Below are 15,625 nucleotides of genomic sequence, written 5' to 3' on the forward strand. Positions count from 1 at the left end.
GCACGCCGGTCGTTACAGTATCTGATAGCCCATAAAAGCCGGGAGAGCCCAATGCCTAGCTGCGGCAAGAAGGACCCGAGATTTTGCCTGTCCTTCTTGCGCCAATAGTGCCATGCCAAACACCAGACACGCACAAAATCAGCCAGGCCAAGTCATAGCTCCAGTATGTTTGCACACATGTGAATAAAGTACTCTATCTACCCCTCTTATTAACTTTTCCACACTCTCTATATGATCACGAGTATCAAGCATAGTTAGGCTTGGGGGAGTCTCATGTGCAATTGCTGTTCTGACATCGTTAAATGACTGCATTATATTTTTCGAAGATCCTTTTATAATTGGATCAACCTTGGATTCAAAGCCATCTAAACCGAACCTGTAAAACAAAGACCTCCAGTTTTCGACAGTTGGGTATTTTTTCCCATACACAAGCCTCTTCAAATTCACACTTGCTTTGTACGGCATATCTCCATGAATTGCATCAAAACACTCTCCCTCCACATCAATTTTATTTATCGCACCTTTTTCGTTCTTTTCATAAACATACATGCCAACAGCTTGGCTTGTAGAATTCAGAAGCAAGAAAGAACGAGTATTCTGCGACAACTTCTTGATGGCCACATTGCAATTGATAAGTCTATATTCATAATCTTCTATAAAACTTTTTACATATTCCTCTAAGGCCGCAGACGTTTCGAATATAGCCGCATGCATCACCAAATCTTTAACATCTGATGGGGTGTTTGACTTTTTTACATCAGCTATTCGACAGGTTTTTTTTAGGTTACGAAGGCGGTCATCAAATGTTTTTCTTGAATCACTCTTTGAATAAGGCATAGTGCTCAGCCTAGCTGTTCATTCAAAAAAACCGAAAATTTTTCGATCCTTCCTAAAACTGACGATCTAGAGCTAGTGCCCGCACCAATGGTCATAGAAAAGTCACGCTCATCAAACAAATCGGCAGTAGCTTTCCATAGCTTTTCACGTTCTCTCTGACTAAAGCTATGAAGTGGCCTTTCGAGACGGTGCACTGCAATCATCTGAGCATCTAACAGCGCTGTATTTATTGCATTCTGCGCCTTAAACTCATGGTTAAAAGGCCTAAACGAAAGATCACCATAAAGCGTATGAATCTTTTCAACAGCTTGTGTAAAGTCATCCTCAAACTTTTCTAAGGTTTCACTTGATGCAAACTGATATTTCTCTGCAAACTGGTTCAAAAAACCTGTCAGTGGTTTAAAATAACTCTCCAAGTCATTCGCCATTGCTAAGTATCTAAGCACCAATTCTGAGCGACGCATTCTTTTGTCTGCTTTTATTCTGGTAACTTCTTTCCATTTCGCGGACTTAGCTAATTTTTCCACTTTATCAATCAAAGGCCCGTGGTATATACCATGCCTAAGTTCTTGAGAATTAAGCTTAACCGACCCTGTATTCAATCTCTCAAAAACGTCAAACTTAATTTGAGGGTGCGTATCAGGAAGTATTGCGATACAACGCAAAGTTCTATTTTTTATATGGCGCTGTATACGAGGATCCAAATCTGACCAAAATAAACCGTCCAGCTCTGGATAAGCTGTCAAGCCCTTTAGGGAAAACTCATCATTAAGAAAAAGTTTAATACTTGTTAGGCGCTGATTTCCATCTATAACTGAAAACCTCGAATCATAAGATTGCTCTAGATATAAAATAGGAATTGGGCACTGTATAACAAGAGACTCAATCAGCTTGGAGGCCTGACTTCTATCCCAAACATAAGACCTTTGATAGCGCGGTATATAGATGTGTTCACTTTTCAGATATTCATATATTGTAGATATTGAGTAGTCGTAAGACTCGGTATGCAATTTCCTCTGGTTCGGAGGAATATCCAAAACTTCTTCCGAGTCATATAGGTCTGGCTCTGGAAAAAGCTCGTCTGCCAGATTCTTGGATTTGCTCATAACCCCCTCCTGTAACAATCAACAACCTTTCAGTAACTTTATTTAAAAAAACGAACAAGCTACGATGTACGCTATCCTAACCGACCAACAATTTACATTACCTCCCATCCAGTGATCGACCAAAAAATCATACGATGCTGCCATCACGTCTACTGTCGCCTCAGTGCTGCAATAGGGCATGGTCTATCGGTATGCATGCGTGGATGTTGTAGGGGTGGGTCAAGCGATCCCCGCAGACTCCCGGGCACGATTCAGCGCGACTGCGCAAAGTTTAGGCCTTTCAAACTTTCCGCAATACCAGGCTATCCATGACGCTTAGCCCTCTCGAGAGTACGCCATCACAACCCCGCCACAAAGGATACGAGCAAGCCTCGTCAGGCCAACGCCGAGCCAAGCACCCAATTTTTCCGAGGGATTGCTGGATAAATTGACGCCTTTTTACCCGCGTAGAGACGGCAACCACACGAAACCCTAGGAGCTGACGTCAAGAAAGTACGTACCGATATGCTCGACTTCCCCGCGACCAGGCAGATACTGCGAGAGTGCCAGTTACAGCATCATGAGCATTGCTCATCCGTGCCTGGGTGGAGTCCGCTATCTGGGCCGGGACTGCCCTGCGACTGCGGGGCCGTCGAGCAAAAGTGGAAGCGGCTTTGTCGGGATAGCGACAGAGGTAGCGATTCAGAAGCCGCGGATACATAGGCATCACCAACACCACTGAACACACGATAACTACCGCACATACCTTAGGCACTGACTTGGAAGGAGGACAACATGCCTCAAGACCGACTGCTTCCTCTCCCCGAGCTTGAGCGCAAGATCGGGTTCAAGAAGAGCAAAATCTACGATTGGATCGCCAACGGCGGATTCCCTCCCGGGAAGCTGGTCCTCGGCAAGCGGCTCTGGCTCGAGTCCGAGATTGACGAGTGGATCACTGCTGAATGGGAGAAGGCATCCTAGCCTGCTCCGTTTGCCTCCCTGCTGTCCCTCAGCCGATCCAGATAGTCCGCCCACCACTGCATCATTTCCTTCCTCTCGTCCATGTGCTGAGCGTGGTTGTAGCTTGCGCGCGTCCGGTTCGATGGCGCGTGGGCCAACTGTCGCTCGATCGCGTCCGGGTTCCAGCCTTGCTCGTTGAGTACGGTTGAGGCTGTCGCCCGGAAGCCATGGGCCGCAAACTTCCCTTCCCCAAAGCCCATTCGGAACAGCGCTTGGTTGATCGTCGTATGATGGATCGGTGCGCGCGGGTTCTTCATACCGGGCAGCAACAACTCCCCTCCCCCTGTGTACTCTTTCAGCTCCTTCAGCTTTTCCACAGCCTGACGGGATAACGGCACCAGATGAGGCCGACGCATCTTCATGTCAGCTTCAGGAATGCGCCAAATCGCAGCGTCCAAATCGATGTCCGCCCAGCGCCCACGGCGAAGCTCAACGGTGCGCACCATCGTCAGCAGCAAAAGCTCGATGGCAAGGCGCGTAGTGCGGTATCCGCCGAACACCTCAAGCTGGCCCAGGAGAAAGCGTAGCTCTCGTTCCGGTAGTGCCCTGGCATGCTTGACCTTGGGCCGAGTCACTGCGCCCTTGATGAACGAGGCAGGGTCCGTGTCGGCCTGAAGGTTGATGATGCCGTAGCGAAAGATAGCGCTGGTCCACTGACGTAACAGCAGAGCGACAGAGGGTGCCCCACGCTTCTCAACCTCTCGCATAAGCTCGAGCACATCAGCTGCCTGTACCTCGCGGATCGGCTTATCACCGAACGCCGGATAGATGTCATCATCTAGGCCTTTCCGGACCTGCCCCGCGTAGTACAGCGACCAGTCACCAGAACGCTTCGCGATCCACTCCTCAGCAACGCTGCGGAACGTCAGAGCCTGAACGTCTTTTCGGGACTGCTTGTCGCGCTCAACCTGGTGGCGAGGATGAACGCCCTGGGCGATCAGTTCCCGTCCCCAGTCGCGCTGTTCACGGGCTGGGCCGAGCTTGACCTGAGGATAGTCTCCGATGGTCCACATGTTGGCCTTGCCGTCCAGGCGATACCTGAGACGCCAGACCTTACGGCCCGATGGTCGTACCTCGAGGCACAGGCCATGCCCATCGGCGATACGGTAGAGCTTCTCGCGCGGCTTGGCGTTCCGCGCCTTGGTGTCGGATATCGGCATAATGTTGTGAGTAAGGAATGGCGTTACTCACGATCTTACTCACATATTGCTCGGATGCATACGGATGGGGTTGGAGCGTACTGGAGAGAAAGGGGTTTAACAGCAAGGGATTGCAGGGAGCGTACGGAAAGAAGCGGATACTGATGGAAGGCGCTATCAGTTATCGAGCATCAAGATCATGGTGGCTCCAGGATTCAATATTGGGCTTCACCCAGCGAGACGACCCACACACAAAAATGCCGCCTCGCGGGCGGCACTTTCGCTGTCCTGACCGTCGTTGTCCAGACCGTGGTCCGCGACACCCCGGCGCTCAGGGTTCCTCCGCCCGCTTCAGTCGAAGGGGCGCCACCACTGCTGGCGATCACGGGACGGTGCGGAGGTCATATTCATCATGGGCTTATAGTGTGTGTCGTGGTCATGGCTGTCAAGCGGATGTCAGGCCGAACTCAGCGCAGTCCCTGCTCGGCCATGGCCACGGCACGAAACAGCGCACGCCCCTTGTTCAGGGTCTCGTCCCACTCGGACTGGGGCACCGAGTCCGCCACCACGCCGGCGCCACACTGGACGTGCAGCTGACCGTCCTTGATCACCGCGGTGCGGATGGCGATGGCGGTGTCCATGTTGCCATGCCAGGACAGGTAGCCGACGGCCCCGGAGTAGACGCCGCGCTTGACCGGTTCGACCTCGTCGATGATCTCCATCGCGCGGATCTTGGGCGCTCCGGACAGGGTGCCCGCCGGGAAGGTGGCGCGCAGCACGTCCATGGCGCTGTAGCCCGGCTTCAGCTTGCCGGTGACGTTGGAGACGATGTGCATGACGTGGGAGTAGCGCTCGATGGCCATCTGATCGGTCACCTCGACGCTGCCGGTCTCGGAGATGCGGCCGACGTCATTGCGGCCCAGATCGATCAGCATCAGGTGCTCGGCGACTTCCTTGGGGTCGGCAAGCAGGTCCTCCTCCAGCGCCTTGTCCTCCGCCTCGGTCTTGCCGCGCACCCGGGTGCCGGCGATCGGACGCACCGTCACCATGCCATCCTCCAGGCGGGTCAGGATCTCCGGCGAGGCACCCACCACATGGTGGTCGTCAAGGTTGAAGAAGAACATGTAGGGCGACGGATTGAGGCTGCGAAGAGCCCGATACAGGTCCAGCGGCTCGGCCTGGAACTCGATCGACATGCGCTGGGACGGCACGCACTGCATCACGTCGCCCGCCAGCACGTACTCCTTGATCCTTTCCACTGCCGACTTGAAGCCCTCTTCGGTGAAGCCGGAGGTGAAGTGCCCCTCCTCCACCGCCGGGCGCGCGTCACCGGGCACTCGCGAGGCCACCGACAGCGGGCTGCGCAGGGCGTCTTCCAGGGCGCTCAGCCGGGCCTGGGCGGCGCTGTAGGCCGAGGGCGTGGAAGGATCGGCGTGGGTCCACAGGGTCAGACGCCCATAAAGGTTGTCGAACACCACCAGCTCATCGCACACCATCAACAGGATGTCCGGCACCCCGATGGGGTCGTCCTTCTCCACACCGGCCAGGCGCGGCTCGATATAGCGGATCGTGTCGTAGCCGAAGTAGCCCACCAGTCCGCCGTCGAAGATCGGCTGGTTGTCGAGCACCGGCACCTTGAAGCGACACTGAAACTCCTCGATCCAGGCCAGCGGATCTTCCACTTCGGTGGCGCCGGTCACGTCACCATCGACAATATGCTGAACCTGATAGCCCCGCACCTCGATGCGTTCGCGACAGGGCAGACCGATGATCGAGTAACGCCCCCACTTCTCGCCGCCGGTCACCGACTCGAGCAGAAAGGTCCAGGGTTGATCGGCCAGTTTCAGATAGGTGGACAGCGGCGTGTCCAGGTCGGCCATCATCTCGCGGGTGATGGGAATACGGTTGTAGCCGGCCTGGGCCAGCTCGTCGAAACGCTCGGGGGTCATCATGCCCAGATCCTCAATTCAAGAGACGAAAGTGACAACGACAAGAACGGAGTAACGGTCACCATCGCCAACCGCAGGACGTCGTAGGCAGCGACGCAGACAGATGCGGACAGGACATCGAGGAGAAGCAAGGCTGGGCCATGGGCAGTCCACCAGCGAAACGAATGAATGAAGCCAACGAGTGACAGACCGCTACCGCGAGACCCGGGCGCCGCGCTCGAGGATTCCACACGACGGGATTCCCTGTGACGGGCGCCTGGCAAGGCCTGCAATAGCGAGGATTTATCGGCATGACGCTAACGATAGTGTCATGCCAAAAAACCCTAAACGAGTTGTTCCAGCGATTCAACCACCAGATCCGGCTCGCTCAGGCTGATCGGCTCGCCGTGATTGTAGCCGTAAGGCACCGCCACGGTACGGAAACCGGCGGCCTTGCCCGCCGCGACATCGTGACGGGAGTCGCCCACCATAAGACAGTACGAGGGACAGACGTCGAACTGCTGGGACAGGTGCCGCAGCGGCATGGGATCAGGCTTGCGACGAGGCAGGGTGTCGCCACCGAGGCAGGCGGAAAAGAAGCCATCGATACCCAGGTGCTCGAGGATCGGGTGGATGAAGGCCTCGGGCTTGTTGGTGACCAGACACAGGATCAGACCCCGCCCGAACAGCCGCTTCAAGGTCTCCGTCACCCCCGGATAGAGCCTCGTCCTGTCGCAGGGCCGACGATGGTAGTGCTCGAGGAAGCGCTCGTGGGCGGTCTTCAACAGCACCTCGCTGGGGGCCTCGCCCAGTGCATCGGTCAGGGCACGTTCCAGCAGCACCCAGGCACCATTGCCGACCCAGTCGCGCACCCTGGCTTCGCCTGCCGGCGCCAGTTCGACGTCGATCAAGGCGGCATCCACCGCCGCTGCCAGGTCCGGGACCGAATCGATCAGGGTGCCATCCAGATCGAAGGCCACCAACAGCACCCCCTCCAGGGCGTCACCCATAGGCCGTCTCCTCGACTATGCCGAAATTGGAATATCTATGCGCGGCGCACATTCTGGCGCAAGCGCCGTGGTCAGCCAAGCACTTATCTGTCTATGATGGCGCTCCACCTTTTTTCTGGAGCTCATCATGAGCAAACCCACCATCGTGGTTGTCGGCGGCGGCGCCGGCGGCCTTGAGCTGGTCACGCGCCTGGGACGACGGCTCGGCAAGAAGGACAAGGCCGACATCGTGCTGGTCGATCGCAATTCGACCCACATCTGGAAACCGCTGTTGCATGAGGTCGCCACCGGCGTCCTCGACTCGGGCCTCGACGAGATTTCCTATCAGGCCCACTCGGCGGCCAATGGCTACCGCTTCCAGCGCGGCACCCTGTGCGATCTGGATCGCGAGTCCCGCCAACTGACCCTGGCCCCCATCGTCGATGACGAGGGCAACGAGATCCTGCCGGCGCGGCGTCTCGACTACGATCACCTGGTACTGGCGGTCGGCAGCGTCAGCAACGACTTCGGCACGAAAGGCGTGGCGGACCACTGCCACTTCCTCGACAGCCCCGCCCAGGCCGAAGGCTTTCGCCAGGCACTGCTCAATACCTTCATGCGCTACAGCACCCGGCTCGAGGATCAGGATCCCTGCATTACCGTGGGCATCATCGGGGCCGGGGCCACCGGCGTCGAACTGGCCGCCGAGTTGCACGACGCCTCGCGCATGCTCAAGAGCTACGGCTTTACCGCGCTGGGCCGCGAGCACCTGCGGGTCCACCTGATCGAGGCCGCACCCAAGGTGCTGCCGGCGCTGCCGGACCGCATCAGCGGCGCGGTGCACAAGGAACTCGAGAACCTGGGGGTCAAGGTCCATGTGGACACCCGGGTGACCATGGTCGACGAGCGCGCCATCCACACCACCGACGATGACGCCATCGAGATCGACCTGGGGGTGTGGGCCGCCGGCATCAAGGCTCCGGCCTTCCTGGCAGAACTGGGGCTGGAGGTGGAGCGCAACAACAGGGTCAAGGTGGCCGCCACCATGCAGAGCATCGATGACCCGCGCATCTTCGCCTTCGGCGACTGCGCAAGCTGCCCCCAGGAAGACGGCACGGTGGTGCCACCCAGGGCCCAGGCCGCCCACCAACAGGCCGGCGTGCTCTACCGCAACCTATGTGCCGTGGTCGACGGCAAGCCGCTCAAGGAATTTGTCTTCCGCGACCGAGGCTCGCTGATTTCGCTGGCCCACTTCGACGCCATCGGCAGCCTGATGCGCGCCGCCTCGGCCCGTAGTCTGTTCATCGAGGGTAACCTGGCGCGCTTCTTCTACGCCTCGCTCTACCGCATGCACCAGCGCGCCATCCACGGCACGGTCAAGACCGCGATGATGGTGGTGGTCGATGGGCTTAACCGCTTCCTCAAGCCCAGGCTAAAGCTGCACTAGGGCTCGTCTGAAAAGTGCCTGCACTCGTCGACTTTTCGGACAGAGCCTAGTCCCTGCCCGCACTCCCCTGGCAGACATCGCACGCACGTTCACAGCAAGAGAGGCTGCCCCAGGGCAGCTTCTCTTGCTTGTCGTCATCGACAGCACCACATCCTGCTCAGGCGTTGGCCTGGGACTCGTCCTTGGCGTGGTGATAGAGGTGCACGTCACGCTGGGGAAAGGGAATGCTGATGCCTTCGCGATCGAAGCGACGCTTGATCTCCTCGGTCATCTCCCAGTAGACGTCCCAGTAGTCGGATGCCTGCACCCAGGGCCGCACGATCCAGGTGATGGAGGAGTCGCCCATGGCATTCATGCGGATATTCGGCGCCGGTTCGCTGAGCACGCGAGGGTCGTCGGCGACCACGCTCTCCAGCACCCGACGCACGGTATCGATGTCGTCGTCATAGCCGACCCCCACCGTCAGATCGACCCGACGAGTGGCGTGGGCAGAATAGTTGACCACGGCACCGCTCATCATCTGGCCGTTGGGCACGATGATCTTGCGATTGTCCGGTGTGCTCAGCTCGGTGCTGATGATCTGCACATCCTCGACGGTGCCGCTGACCCCACCGGCCTCCACGTAGTCGCCGATCCGGTAGGGGCGGAAGATGATGACCATGACCCCGGCGGCGAAGTTGGCCAGCGACCCCTGCAGGGCCAGACCCACCGCCAGACCGGCGGCACCGATCACCGCGATCAACGAGGCGGTCTGGATACCGATCCGGCTGATGGCGGCCAGGATCACGAAGGTCAGCAGCAAGGCATACAGGATGTTGCCGAGGAACTTGACCAGCAGGGGTTCGACGTCGGCACGCTGCATGCCCTTGACCACCACCCGGTGTACCGCCTTGGCCACCCAGCGCCCGATGATGAAGATCGCCGCCGCGGCGACCAGATTGATCAGAAACTGCAGCCCGGTGGTCGAGGCAAACTCGATCAGGGCCTCCACGTCCAGCTTTTGCAGGAACTCCATCTACCTCTCCTTGTATGTCGTTTTCGTTATCGAAGTACGATCCTGCTCAACCACCGCCCTCGCTTCGTCAGTGCTGATGCGCGCCGCCAGCCACTGGCGCTTGCGACGCACCGACATGCGCTTGACGGCGATTTCCAGCCGGCTGGCGTCACCTCGCGTGCCGACCGGCTCCTGATGGCGAAGCGTCAGCGGGCCCTTGCCACGCAGCGCCTTGGCGCCCTTGCCGCTGCGGTGTTGTTCGACACGCCTGGCGACATCGGTGGTTATGCCGGTATAAAGCGCCCCGGCCGCCGTCTCGACGATATACAGGTACCACGTCGTCGTTGCCGCCGCCGGCAGCTCGGGTACTGGCTCGCCTGAGACAGGCTCATCTGAGACAGGCTCGACTAAGCCCGGCTCATCCAAGCCCGGCTCGCCTAAGCCCGGCTTGCCTGAGCCAGCATAGTCCGAATCGCCAATCACCGCGTAGAGGCCAGGCGCGAGCGAAAGTCGGCGATGATGCTGTCGTAGCCGTGGGGGTCCTCGTCGCGACGCGCGCCGAACACCGCGGAGCCCGCGACGAAGGTGTCCGCCCCGGCGCGCGCGATCTCGGCGATATTGTCTACCTTCACGCCACCATCCACCTGCAGACGAATATCCCGTCCGCTGGCGTCGATGCGCGCACGCGCCTGGCGCAGCTTGTCGAGCGTCGCCGGGATGAACGACTGCCCGCCGAAGCCCGGATTGACGCTCATCAGCAGCACCATGTCGACCTTGTCCATCACGTAGTCCAGGTAGGACAGTGGCGTCGCCGGGTTGAACACCAGTCCCGCCTTGCAGCCGCCGTCACGAATCAGCTGCAGCGAGCGATCGATATGTTCGGAGGCCTCGGGGTGGAAGGTGATGTAGCTGGCACCGGCATCGATGAAGTCACCGATCAGTCGATCCACGGGCTTGACCATCAGGTGGGCGTCGATGGGCGCGGTGACGCCATGCTTGCGCAGCGCCTCACAGACCATCGGCCCGATGGTCAGGTTAGGCACGTAGTGATTGTCCATTACGTCGAAGTGGACGATATCGGCACCCGATGCCAGCACGTTGTCGACCTCTTCTCCCAGGCGGGCGAAGTCAGCGGACAGGATCGAAGGCGCGATCAGGAAGTCGTTCATGGAGTCATCCGAGGAGAGAGTCATGGTGGAGGCCACAAGGGCTCGACGAAAAGCGGCATTCTAGCAGTTGGTCCCGCCCGCATCAGCGATCTTCCTCCACGTCTTCTGCCGATTCGTCCGGTTGCAGTCGTCTATAGTATGCGCGTTGCGACATCTTATATTCCAAACAGTTTTAACAAACAGGATTGTAATTCCTTAAAATTAGCCTTAGCCTTCGTTGCGATCCGCCGATTTCCCCGGCCCACCCCCGACGTCAAGGAACCCCGACATGAAGCTTCCCCCGATCCTGCGCCGTACCGCCCTGTCCCTGTCCCTGGCCGCCGGCCTCGGCGGTGCCATGGCCTCGCCGGTAATGGCCGAGGACAAGGAGCTGCTCAACTCGTCCTATGACATCGCCCGCGAGCTGTTCGCCGCCATCAACCCGGCGTTTCAGCAGCACTGGCAGGCAGAGAATGACGGTGAGCTGACCATCAAGCAGTCCCACGGCGGCTCTTCCGCCCAGGCCCGCGCCATCCTGCAGGGCCTGAAGGCCGACGTGGTGACCTACAACCAGGTCACCGACGTCCAGGTACTGGCCGATGCCGGCCTGGTCGCGGAAGACTGGCAGAGCCAGTTGCCCAACAATGCCTCGCCTTACTACTCCACCACCGCCTTCCTGGTGCGCAAGGGCAACCCCCAGGGTATCGAGAGCTGGGAAGACCTGGCCGCCGAGGGTGTCGAACTGGTGTTCCCCAACCCCAAGACGTCCGGTAACGGCCGCTATACCTACCTGGCCGCCTGGGGTGCCGCCGAGCGCAACTTCGACGGCGACGAGGACCAGGTGCGCGAGTTCATGAGCGACTTCCTCGGCAATGTGAAGGTGTTTGACACCGGCGGTCGCGGCGCCACCACCAGCTTCATCGAACGTGGCATCGGCGACGTGCTGATCAGCTTCGAGTCCGAGGTCAACAATATCCGTGACGAGTACGGCAGCGACGAATACGACGTCATCGTGCCGCCGGTCAGCATCCTCGCCGAGTTCCCGGTGGCGGTGGTCGAGGAGAACGCCGAGCGCAACGGCAACCTCGAGCTCGCCCGTGCCTACCTCGACTACCTCTACAGCGAGGAGGCCCAGCGCCAGCTGGCAGGCTTCAACTACCGCGTCCACAACGAAGCGGTGAAGGAAGAGTTCGCCGATAGCTTCCCCGAGACCGAGCTGTTCGAGGTCCAGGACGTGTTCGGTGGCTGGGACAGCGCCATGGACACCCACTTCAAGAGCGGCGGCGAGCTGGACCAGCTGCAGCGTCGCTGATCGTCAAGGCAAGCGACCTATCCCATGCACAAGGCCATCTCCCTGCCCTTTGCCCGATCCGCCCGGCGCCGCGTGCTGCCGGGCTTCGGCCTGTCTCTGGGCATCAGCCTCACCTTCGTCTCGCTGGTACTGCTGCTGCCGCTGACCGGCCTGGTCGGCCAGCTCAAGGGGCTGTCGCTGTCCGAGTACTGGTTCATCATCAGTGAACCCCGCGTGGTGGCAAGCTACGTCACCACCATCGGTGGCGCCCTGGTGGCGGCGCTGGTCAACGCCGTGTTCGGGCTGTTGATGGCCTGGGTGCTGGTGCGCTACGACTTCCCCGGCAAGCGCCTGCTCGATGCCCTGATGGACCTGCCCTTCGCGCTGCCCACGGCGGTCGCCGGCATCACCCTGGCAACGCTCTACTCGTCCAAGGGCTGGATGGGACAGTTGCTGGAGCCGCTGGGCTGGCAGGTGTCCTACACCTGGGTCGGCATCGCCCTGGCCATGGCCTTCACCAGCATCCCCTTCGTCGTGCGCACGGTGCAGCCGGTGCTCGAGGACCTGCCCGCGGAAATCGACGAAGCCGCCATGAGTCTGGGCGCCCGCGACGGCGTGGCCTTTCGTCGGGTCATCCTGCCCCACCTGTGGCCGGCCCTGGTCACCGGCACCGGGCTCGCCTTCGTGCGCTCCCTGGGCGAATTCGGTGCGGTGATCTTCATCGCCGGCAACATGCCCTACGAGACCGAGATCACCTCGCTGATGATCTTCGTCAAGCTGCAGGAGTACGACTACGTGGGGGCCTCGGCCATCGCGTCGGTGGTGCTGGCGACCTCGCTGGCGCTGCTGCTGGCGATCAACCTGTGGCAGGGACGCTTTATCCGCCGACTGCACGGAGGACGCGGCTGATGCAACGAATCGGTGACGCCCCCTGGCTCAGGCGCAGCCTGATCGCGCTGGCGGTAACGCTCTCGGCACTGTTTCTGCTGCTACCGCTGCTGGCCATCTTCGCCCAGGCCCTGGCCGAGGGTGTCGGGCCCTTCATCGCCAATGTCACGGATCACTTCACCCTGGCGGCGATCGGCCTGACCCTGTTCATCACCCTGCTGACGATCCCGGTCAACCTGGTCTTCGGAGTCATGCTGGCCTGGCTGGTGACCCGCTTCGCCTTCCCCGGACGGCGCCTTCTGCAGACACTGATCGACATCCCCTTCGCCATCTCGCCGGTGGTGGCGGGCCTGGTCTACCTGCTGCTCTACGGCCGCAACGGCTGGATCGGCGGCTGGCTGGATGCCCACGACATCCAGTTGATGTTCGCCTGGCCCGGCATCCTGTTGGTGACCATCTTCGTCACCTGCCCCTTCGTCGCCAGGGAGCTGATCCCGCTGATGCAGGCCCAGGGCTCCCGCGAGGAAGAAGCGGCGGTAACCCTCGGCGCACGCGGCTTTACGCTGTTTCGCCGGGTGACCCTGCCCAATATCCGCTGGGCCCTGCTCTACGGCGTGATCCTGACCAACGCCCGGGCGGTGGGTGAATTCGGCGCGGTCTCGGTGGTCTCCGGGGCCATCCGCGGCGAGACCAACACCCTGCCGCTGCACGTGGAGCTTCTGTATCAGGACTACAACACCGTCGGCGCCTTCGCCAGCGCCGCCCTGCTGGCGCTGATCGCCCTGCTTACCCTGGCCGCCAAGGCCACGCTCGAATGGCGCGCGACGCGCCGGGAGGCCCTGACATGAGCATTCGTCTCGACCATATCCAGAAGCACTTCGGACGCTCCCAGGCGCTGTCTCCCATCGACCTGGACATCAACAGCGGCGAGCTGATCGGCCTGCTGGGTCCGTCCGGTTCCGGCAAGACCACCCTGTTGCGGATCATCGCCGGGCTCGAGACACCGGACGACCACCCCGACTGCCGCATTCTGTTCGGCGAACGCGACGTGACTCATGTCCACGTACGTGACCGGCGTATCGGCTTCGTGTTCCAGCACTACGCGCTGTTCCGCCATATGAGCGTGTTCGACAATGTCGCCTTCGGCCTGACCGTGCTGCCCCGCCGCGAGCGTCCGTCCAGCGGCGAGATCCGCTCCCGGGTCATGCAGCTGCTGGAGATGGTGCAGCTGTCTCACCTGGCCGAACGCTTCCCGGCGCAGCTCTCCGGCGGGCAGCAGCAGCGTGTCTCGCTGGCACGCGCCCTGGCCCTCAAGCCAGAGGTGCTGCTGCTCGATGAACCCTTCGGGGCACTCGATGCCAAGGTCCGCCAGGAGCTGCGACGCTGGCTCAGGCACCTGCACGACGAGCTGGGCTTCACCAGCGTGTTCGTGACCCACGACCAGGAGGAAGCGCTGGAGCTGTCTGACCGTGTGGTGGTGATGAGCAACGGCCGCATCGAGCAGATCGACACCCCGGAGACGCTGTACCGTCAACCGCGCAATCGCTTCGTGTTCGAATTCCTCGGCGACGTCAATCATCTGGAAGGCGAGGTTCGCGGCGGCGTGCTGACCTGCGGTGAGGCGCGCCTGACACTGGACCTGGACGACGGCCCTCAGGAGATCCTGCTGCGCCCCCACGAGGTACAGGTGGCCGCCGCCCCCAGTGCCGACGCTCACCTGCCCGCGGTGGTCACCGCGGTGGTCCCGGTGGGCGCCGAAGTGCGCATCGAGCTGAACGCCGACTGGATGGACGAGCCCTGGATGGCGACCCTGAGCCATGGCGACGCCGAACGCCTGGCACTTGGCCGTGGCTCCCGGGTCTACGCCCTGCCCCGCCACTGGCACCACTATCCAGACAGTCGGCCCGATAGCCAGCAACCGGACGTGTCGGGTGATAGATCCGCCAAGAGTGGTGCCAAGCGCCGAGAATCCGGCGCAACTGTCTAAGCGCCGAGAATCCGGCGCCACCGTCTAAGCGCCGCCAAGGGTGGCGCCACTGTCCAAGCGCCGCGAATCCGGCGCAGACGCCCGCCTGGCGGGCCTTGTCCGCTTCGATCAGCCCAGGAACTTTTGCTGCACGCCCCCCTCTGATAGACGTACTATCGCCCGTCCAGGCAAAGCCTCGTCCGACGAGTGCGCACTACGGTGCGATTTCTACCGATAATACGACAAGGAGTTCCCCCTATGCTTCGTCGCCTTCTGTTGGGCGCCGCTGGTGTGACCGCGCTGCTCGCGCTCAGCGCCTGCTCGAGCCCCCACCATCTGCAGCCCGACCCCAAGCGCAGCGTGGCCGTGCCGGCCTCCGGCTCTGGCCAGGCGGTCACCGTCATCGCCGCCGATGACCGCCCCTCGGACGTGCTCGGTACCCGCAGCGGCAGCGCAAGCTCCACCGCCACCATCAGCGTCAGCCCCCACGAGATCGTGCCGAGGCTTCAGGCCGAGGTGGAGCGGGCGGTGCGCGAGATGGGCTTCAGCCCCACCGCCGAACCGGCTCCGGGCCGCCCCAGCCTGACGCTGACGCTGAAGAAGCTGAGCTATGAACGCGGCCAGAGTCAGCCGCTGGTGGACGAGGCCAGACTGGAAAGCGTCATCGAGGCCGAAGCCAGCAATGACGGCCAGACCTACACCGGCACCTACACTTCGCGCCGCGTGCAGAGTTATGCGGTGAAGCCGGACAAGGCAACCAATCAGCGCATGGTCACCGACCTGCTCACCGACGGTCTGAACCGGGCCTTCGCCGACCCGGAGCTGGGCCAATTGCTGGCCCGCTGACGCTCGCCCGCCCCGCGGGGCGGGCCAGGCAGGCACACGACAGCGCG

15 protein-coding genes are annotated in these 15,625 nt (G+C 60.7%); 7 read left to right on the forward strand and 8 right to left on the reverse strand.

Annotated features, from left to right (window positions below):
- Positions 1-138 precede the first annotated feature (138 nt).
- Positions 139-837, reverse strand: a complete 699-nt coding sequence (locus KUV74_RS01735; protein WP_222515507.1) for a HEPN domain-containing protein — start codon at positions 835-837, stop codon at positions 139-141.
- Between the two features lie 5 nt (positions 838-842).
- Positions 843-1,943, reverse strand: coding sequence for a DUF262 domain-containing protein (locus KUV74_RS01740; RefSeq protein WP_222515508.1), 1,101 nt, complete (start codon positions 1,941-1,943; stop codon positions 843-845).
- 774 nt (positions 1,944-2,717) lie between these two features.
- On the opposite strand from KUV74_RS01740, the gene KUV74_RS01745 reads away from it, so the two are divergent.
- Positions 2,718-2,903 carry a helix-turn-helix transcriptional regulator gene (locus KUV74_RS01745; RefSeq protein ID WP_222515509.1) on the forward strand — a complete coding sequence of 62 codons (186 nt, stop codon included), beginning with the start codon at positions 2,718-2,720 and terminating at the stop codon, positions 2,901-2,903.
- On the opposite strand, the gene KUV74_RS01750 is transcribed toward KUV74_RS01745, so the two are convergent.
- The 3 genes from KUV74_RS01750 to KUV74_RS01760 all read right to left on the reverse strand — a co-directional run bounded on the left by KUV74_RS01750 (position 2,900) and on the right by KUV74_RS01760 (position 7,019).
- On the reverse strand, positions 2,900-4,102 hold the full coding sequence (locus KUV74_RS01750) for a tyrosine-type recombinase/integrase (protein ID WP_222515510.1): 1,203 nt from the start codon (positions 4,100-4,102) through the stop codon (positions 2,900-2,902). The genes KUV74_RS01745 and KUV74_RS01750 overlap by 4 nt on opposite strands.
- A 446-nt stretch (positions 4,103-4,548) precedes the next feature.
- Positions 4,549-6,030 carry an anthranilate synthase component I gene (gene trpE, locus KUV74_RS01755; protein WP_222515799.1) on the reverse strand — a complete coding sequence of 494 codons (1,482 nt, stop codon included), beginning with the start codon at positions 6,028-6,030 and terminating at the stop codon, positions 4,549-4,551.
- Between the two features lie 323 nt (positions 6,031-6,353).
- Positions 6,354-7,019 (reverse strand): phosphoglycolate phosphatase, encoded by a 666-nt coding sequence (locus tag KUV74_RS01760; RefSeq protein ID WP_108131492.1) that lies wholly within the window; start codon positions 7,017-7,019, stop codon positions 6,354-6,356.
- Positions 7,020-7,146: 127 nt separating this feature from the next.
- Between KUV74_RS01760 and KUV74_RS01765 the strand changes: the two genes are divergently transcribed.
- Positions 7,147-8,445: an NAD(P)/FAD-dependent oxidoreductase gene (locus KUV74_RS01765; RefSeq protein WP_108131491.1), complete on the forward strand. Its 1,299-nt coding sequence runs from the start codon at positions 7,147-7,149 to the stop codon at positions 8,443-8,445.
- A 157-nt stretch (positions 8,446-8,602) separates the two neighbouring features.
- On the opposite strand, the gene KUV74_RS01770 is transcribed toward KUV74_RS01765, so the two are convergent.
- Genes KUV74_RS01770 through rpe form a run of 3 tightly spaced genes read right to left on the reverse strand, consistent with a single transcriptional unit; the run spans position 8,603 to position 10,608 of the window.
- Entirely contained in the window at positions 8,603-9,460 is an 858-nt protein-coding gene (locus tag KUV74_RS01770) for a mechanosensitive ion channel family protein (protein WP_249743072.1), read from the reverse strand.
- The gene (locus KUV74_RS01775; protein WP_231498480.1) at positions 9,461-9,865 is read right to left on the reverse strand and encodes a GIY-YIG nuclease family protein; all 405 of its coding nucleotides are present in this window, start codon (positions 9,863-9,865) and stop codon (positions 9,461-9,463) included.
- Positions 9,866-9,918: 53 nt separating this feature from the next.
- Positions 9,919-10,608: a ribulose-phosphate 3-epimerase gene (gene rpe, locus KUV74_RS01780; protein ID WP_083970258.1), complete on the reverse strand. Its 690-nt coding sequence runs from the start codon at positions 10,606-10,608 to the stop codon at positions 9,919-9,921.
- Between the two features lie 337 nt (positions 10,609-10,945).
- Here rpe and cysP point away from each other — a divergent pair, with 337 nt between their 5' ends.
- From cysP to KUV74_RS01805, 5 genes are all read left to right on the forward strand, one after another.
- Positions 10,946-11,899 carry a thiosulfate ABC transporter substrate-binding protein CysP gene (gene cysP / locus KUV74_RS01785; RefSeq protein WP_261395109.1) on the forward strand — a complete coding sequence of 318 codons (954 nt, stop codon included), beginning with the start codon at positions 10,946-10,948 and terminating at the stop codon, positions 11,897-11,899.
- 24 nt (positions 11,900-11,923) lie between these two features.
- Positions 11,924-12,787: a sulfate ABC transporter permease subunit CysT gene (gene cysT / locus KUV74_RS01790; RefSeq protein WP_108131489.1), complete on the forward strand. Its 864-nt coding sequence runs from the start codon at positions 11,924-11,926 to the stop codon at positions 12,785-12,787.
- Positions 12,787-13,614 (forward strand): sulfate ABC transporter permease subunit CysW, encoded by an 828-nt coding sequence (gene cysW, locus KUV74_RS01795; RefSeq protein WP_222515512.1) that lies wholly within the window; start codon positions 12,787-12,789, stop codon positions 13,612-13,614. The genes cysT and cysW overlap by 1 nt, the downstream gene beginning before the upstream one ends.
- Positions 13,611-14,753: a sulfate/molybdate ABC transporter ATP-binding protein gene (locus tag KUV74_RS01800; protein ID WP_213231530.1), complete on the forward strand. Its 1,143-nt coding sequence runs from the start codon at positions 13,611-13,613 to the stop codon at positions 14,751-14,753. The genes cysW and KUV74_RS01800 overlap by 4 nt, the downstream gene beginning before the upstream one ends.
- 237 nt (positions 14,754-14,990) lie before the next feature.
- Positions 14,991-15,578 (forward strand): YajG family lipoprotein, encoded by a 588-nt coding sequence (locus KUV74_RS01805; RefSeq protein WP_045991784.1) that lies wholly within the window; start codon positions 14,991-14,993, stop codon positions 15,576-15,578.
- Positions 15,579-15,625: the final 47 nt, after the last annotated feature.

Origin of the sequence: Halomonas sp. DP1Y21-3, from assembly GCF_019801245.1 — a bacterium.
Classification (GTDB): Bacteria; Pseudomonadota; Gammaproteobacteria; order Pseudomonadales; family Halomonadaceae; genus Halomonas; species Halomonas litopenaei.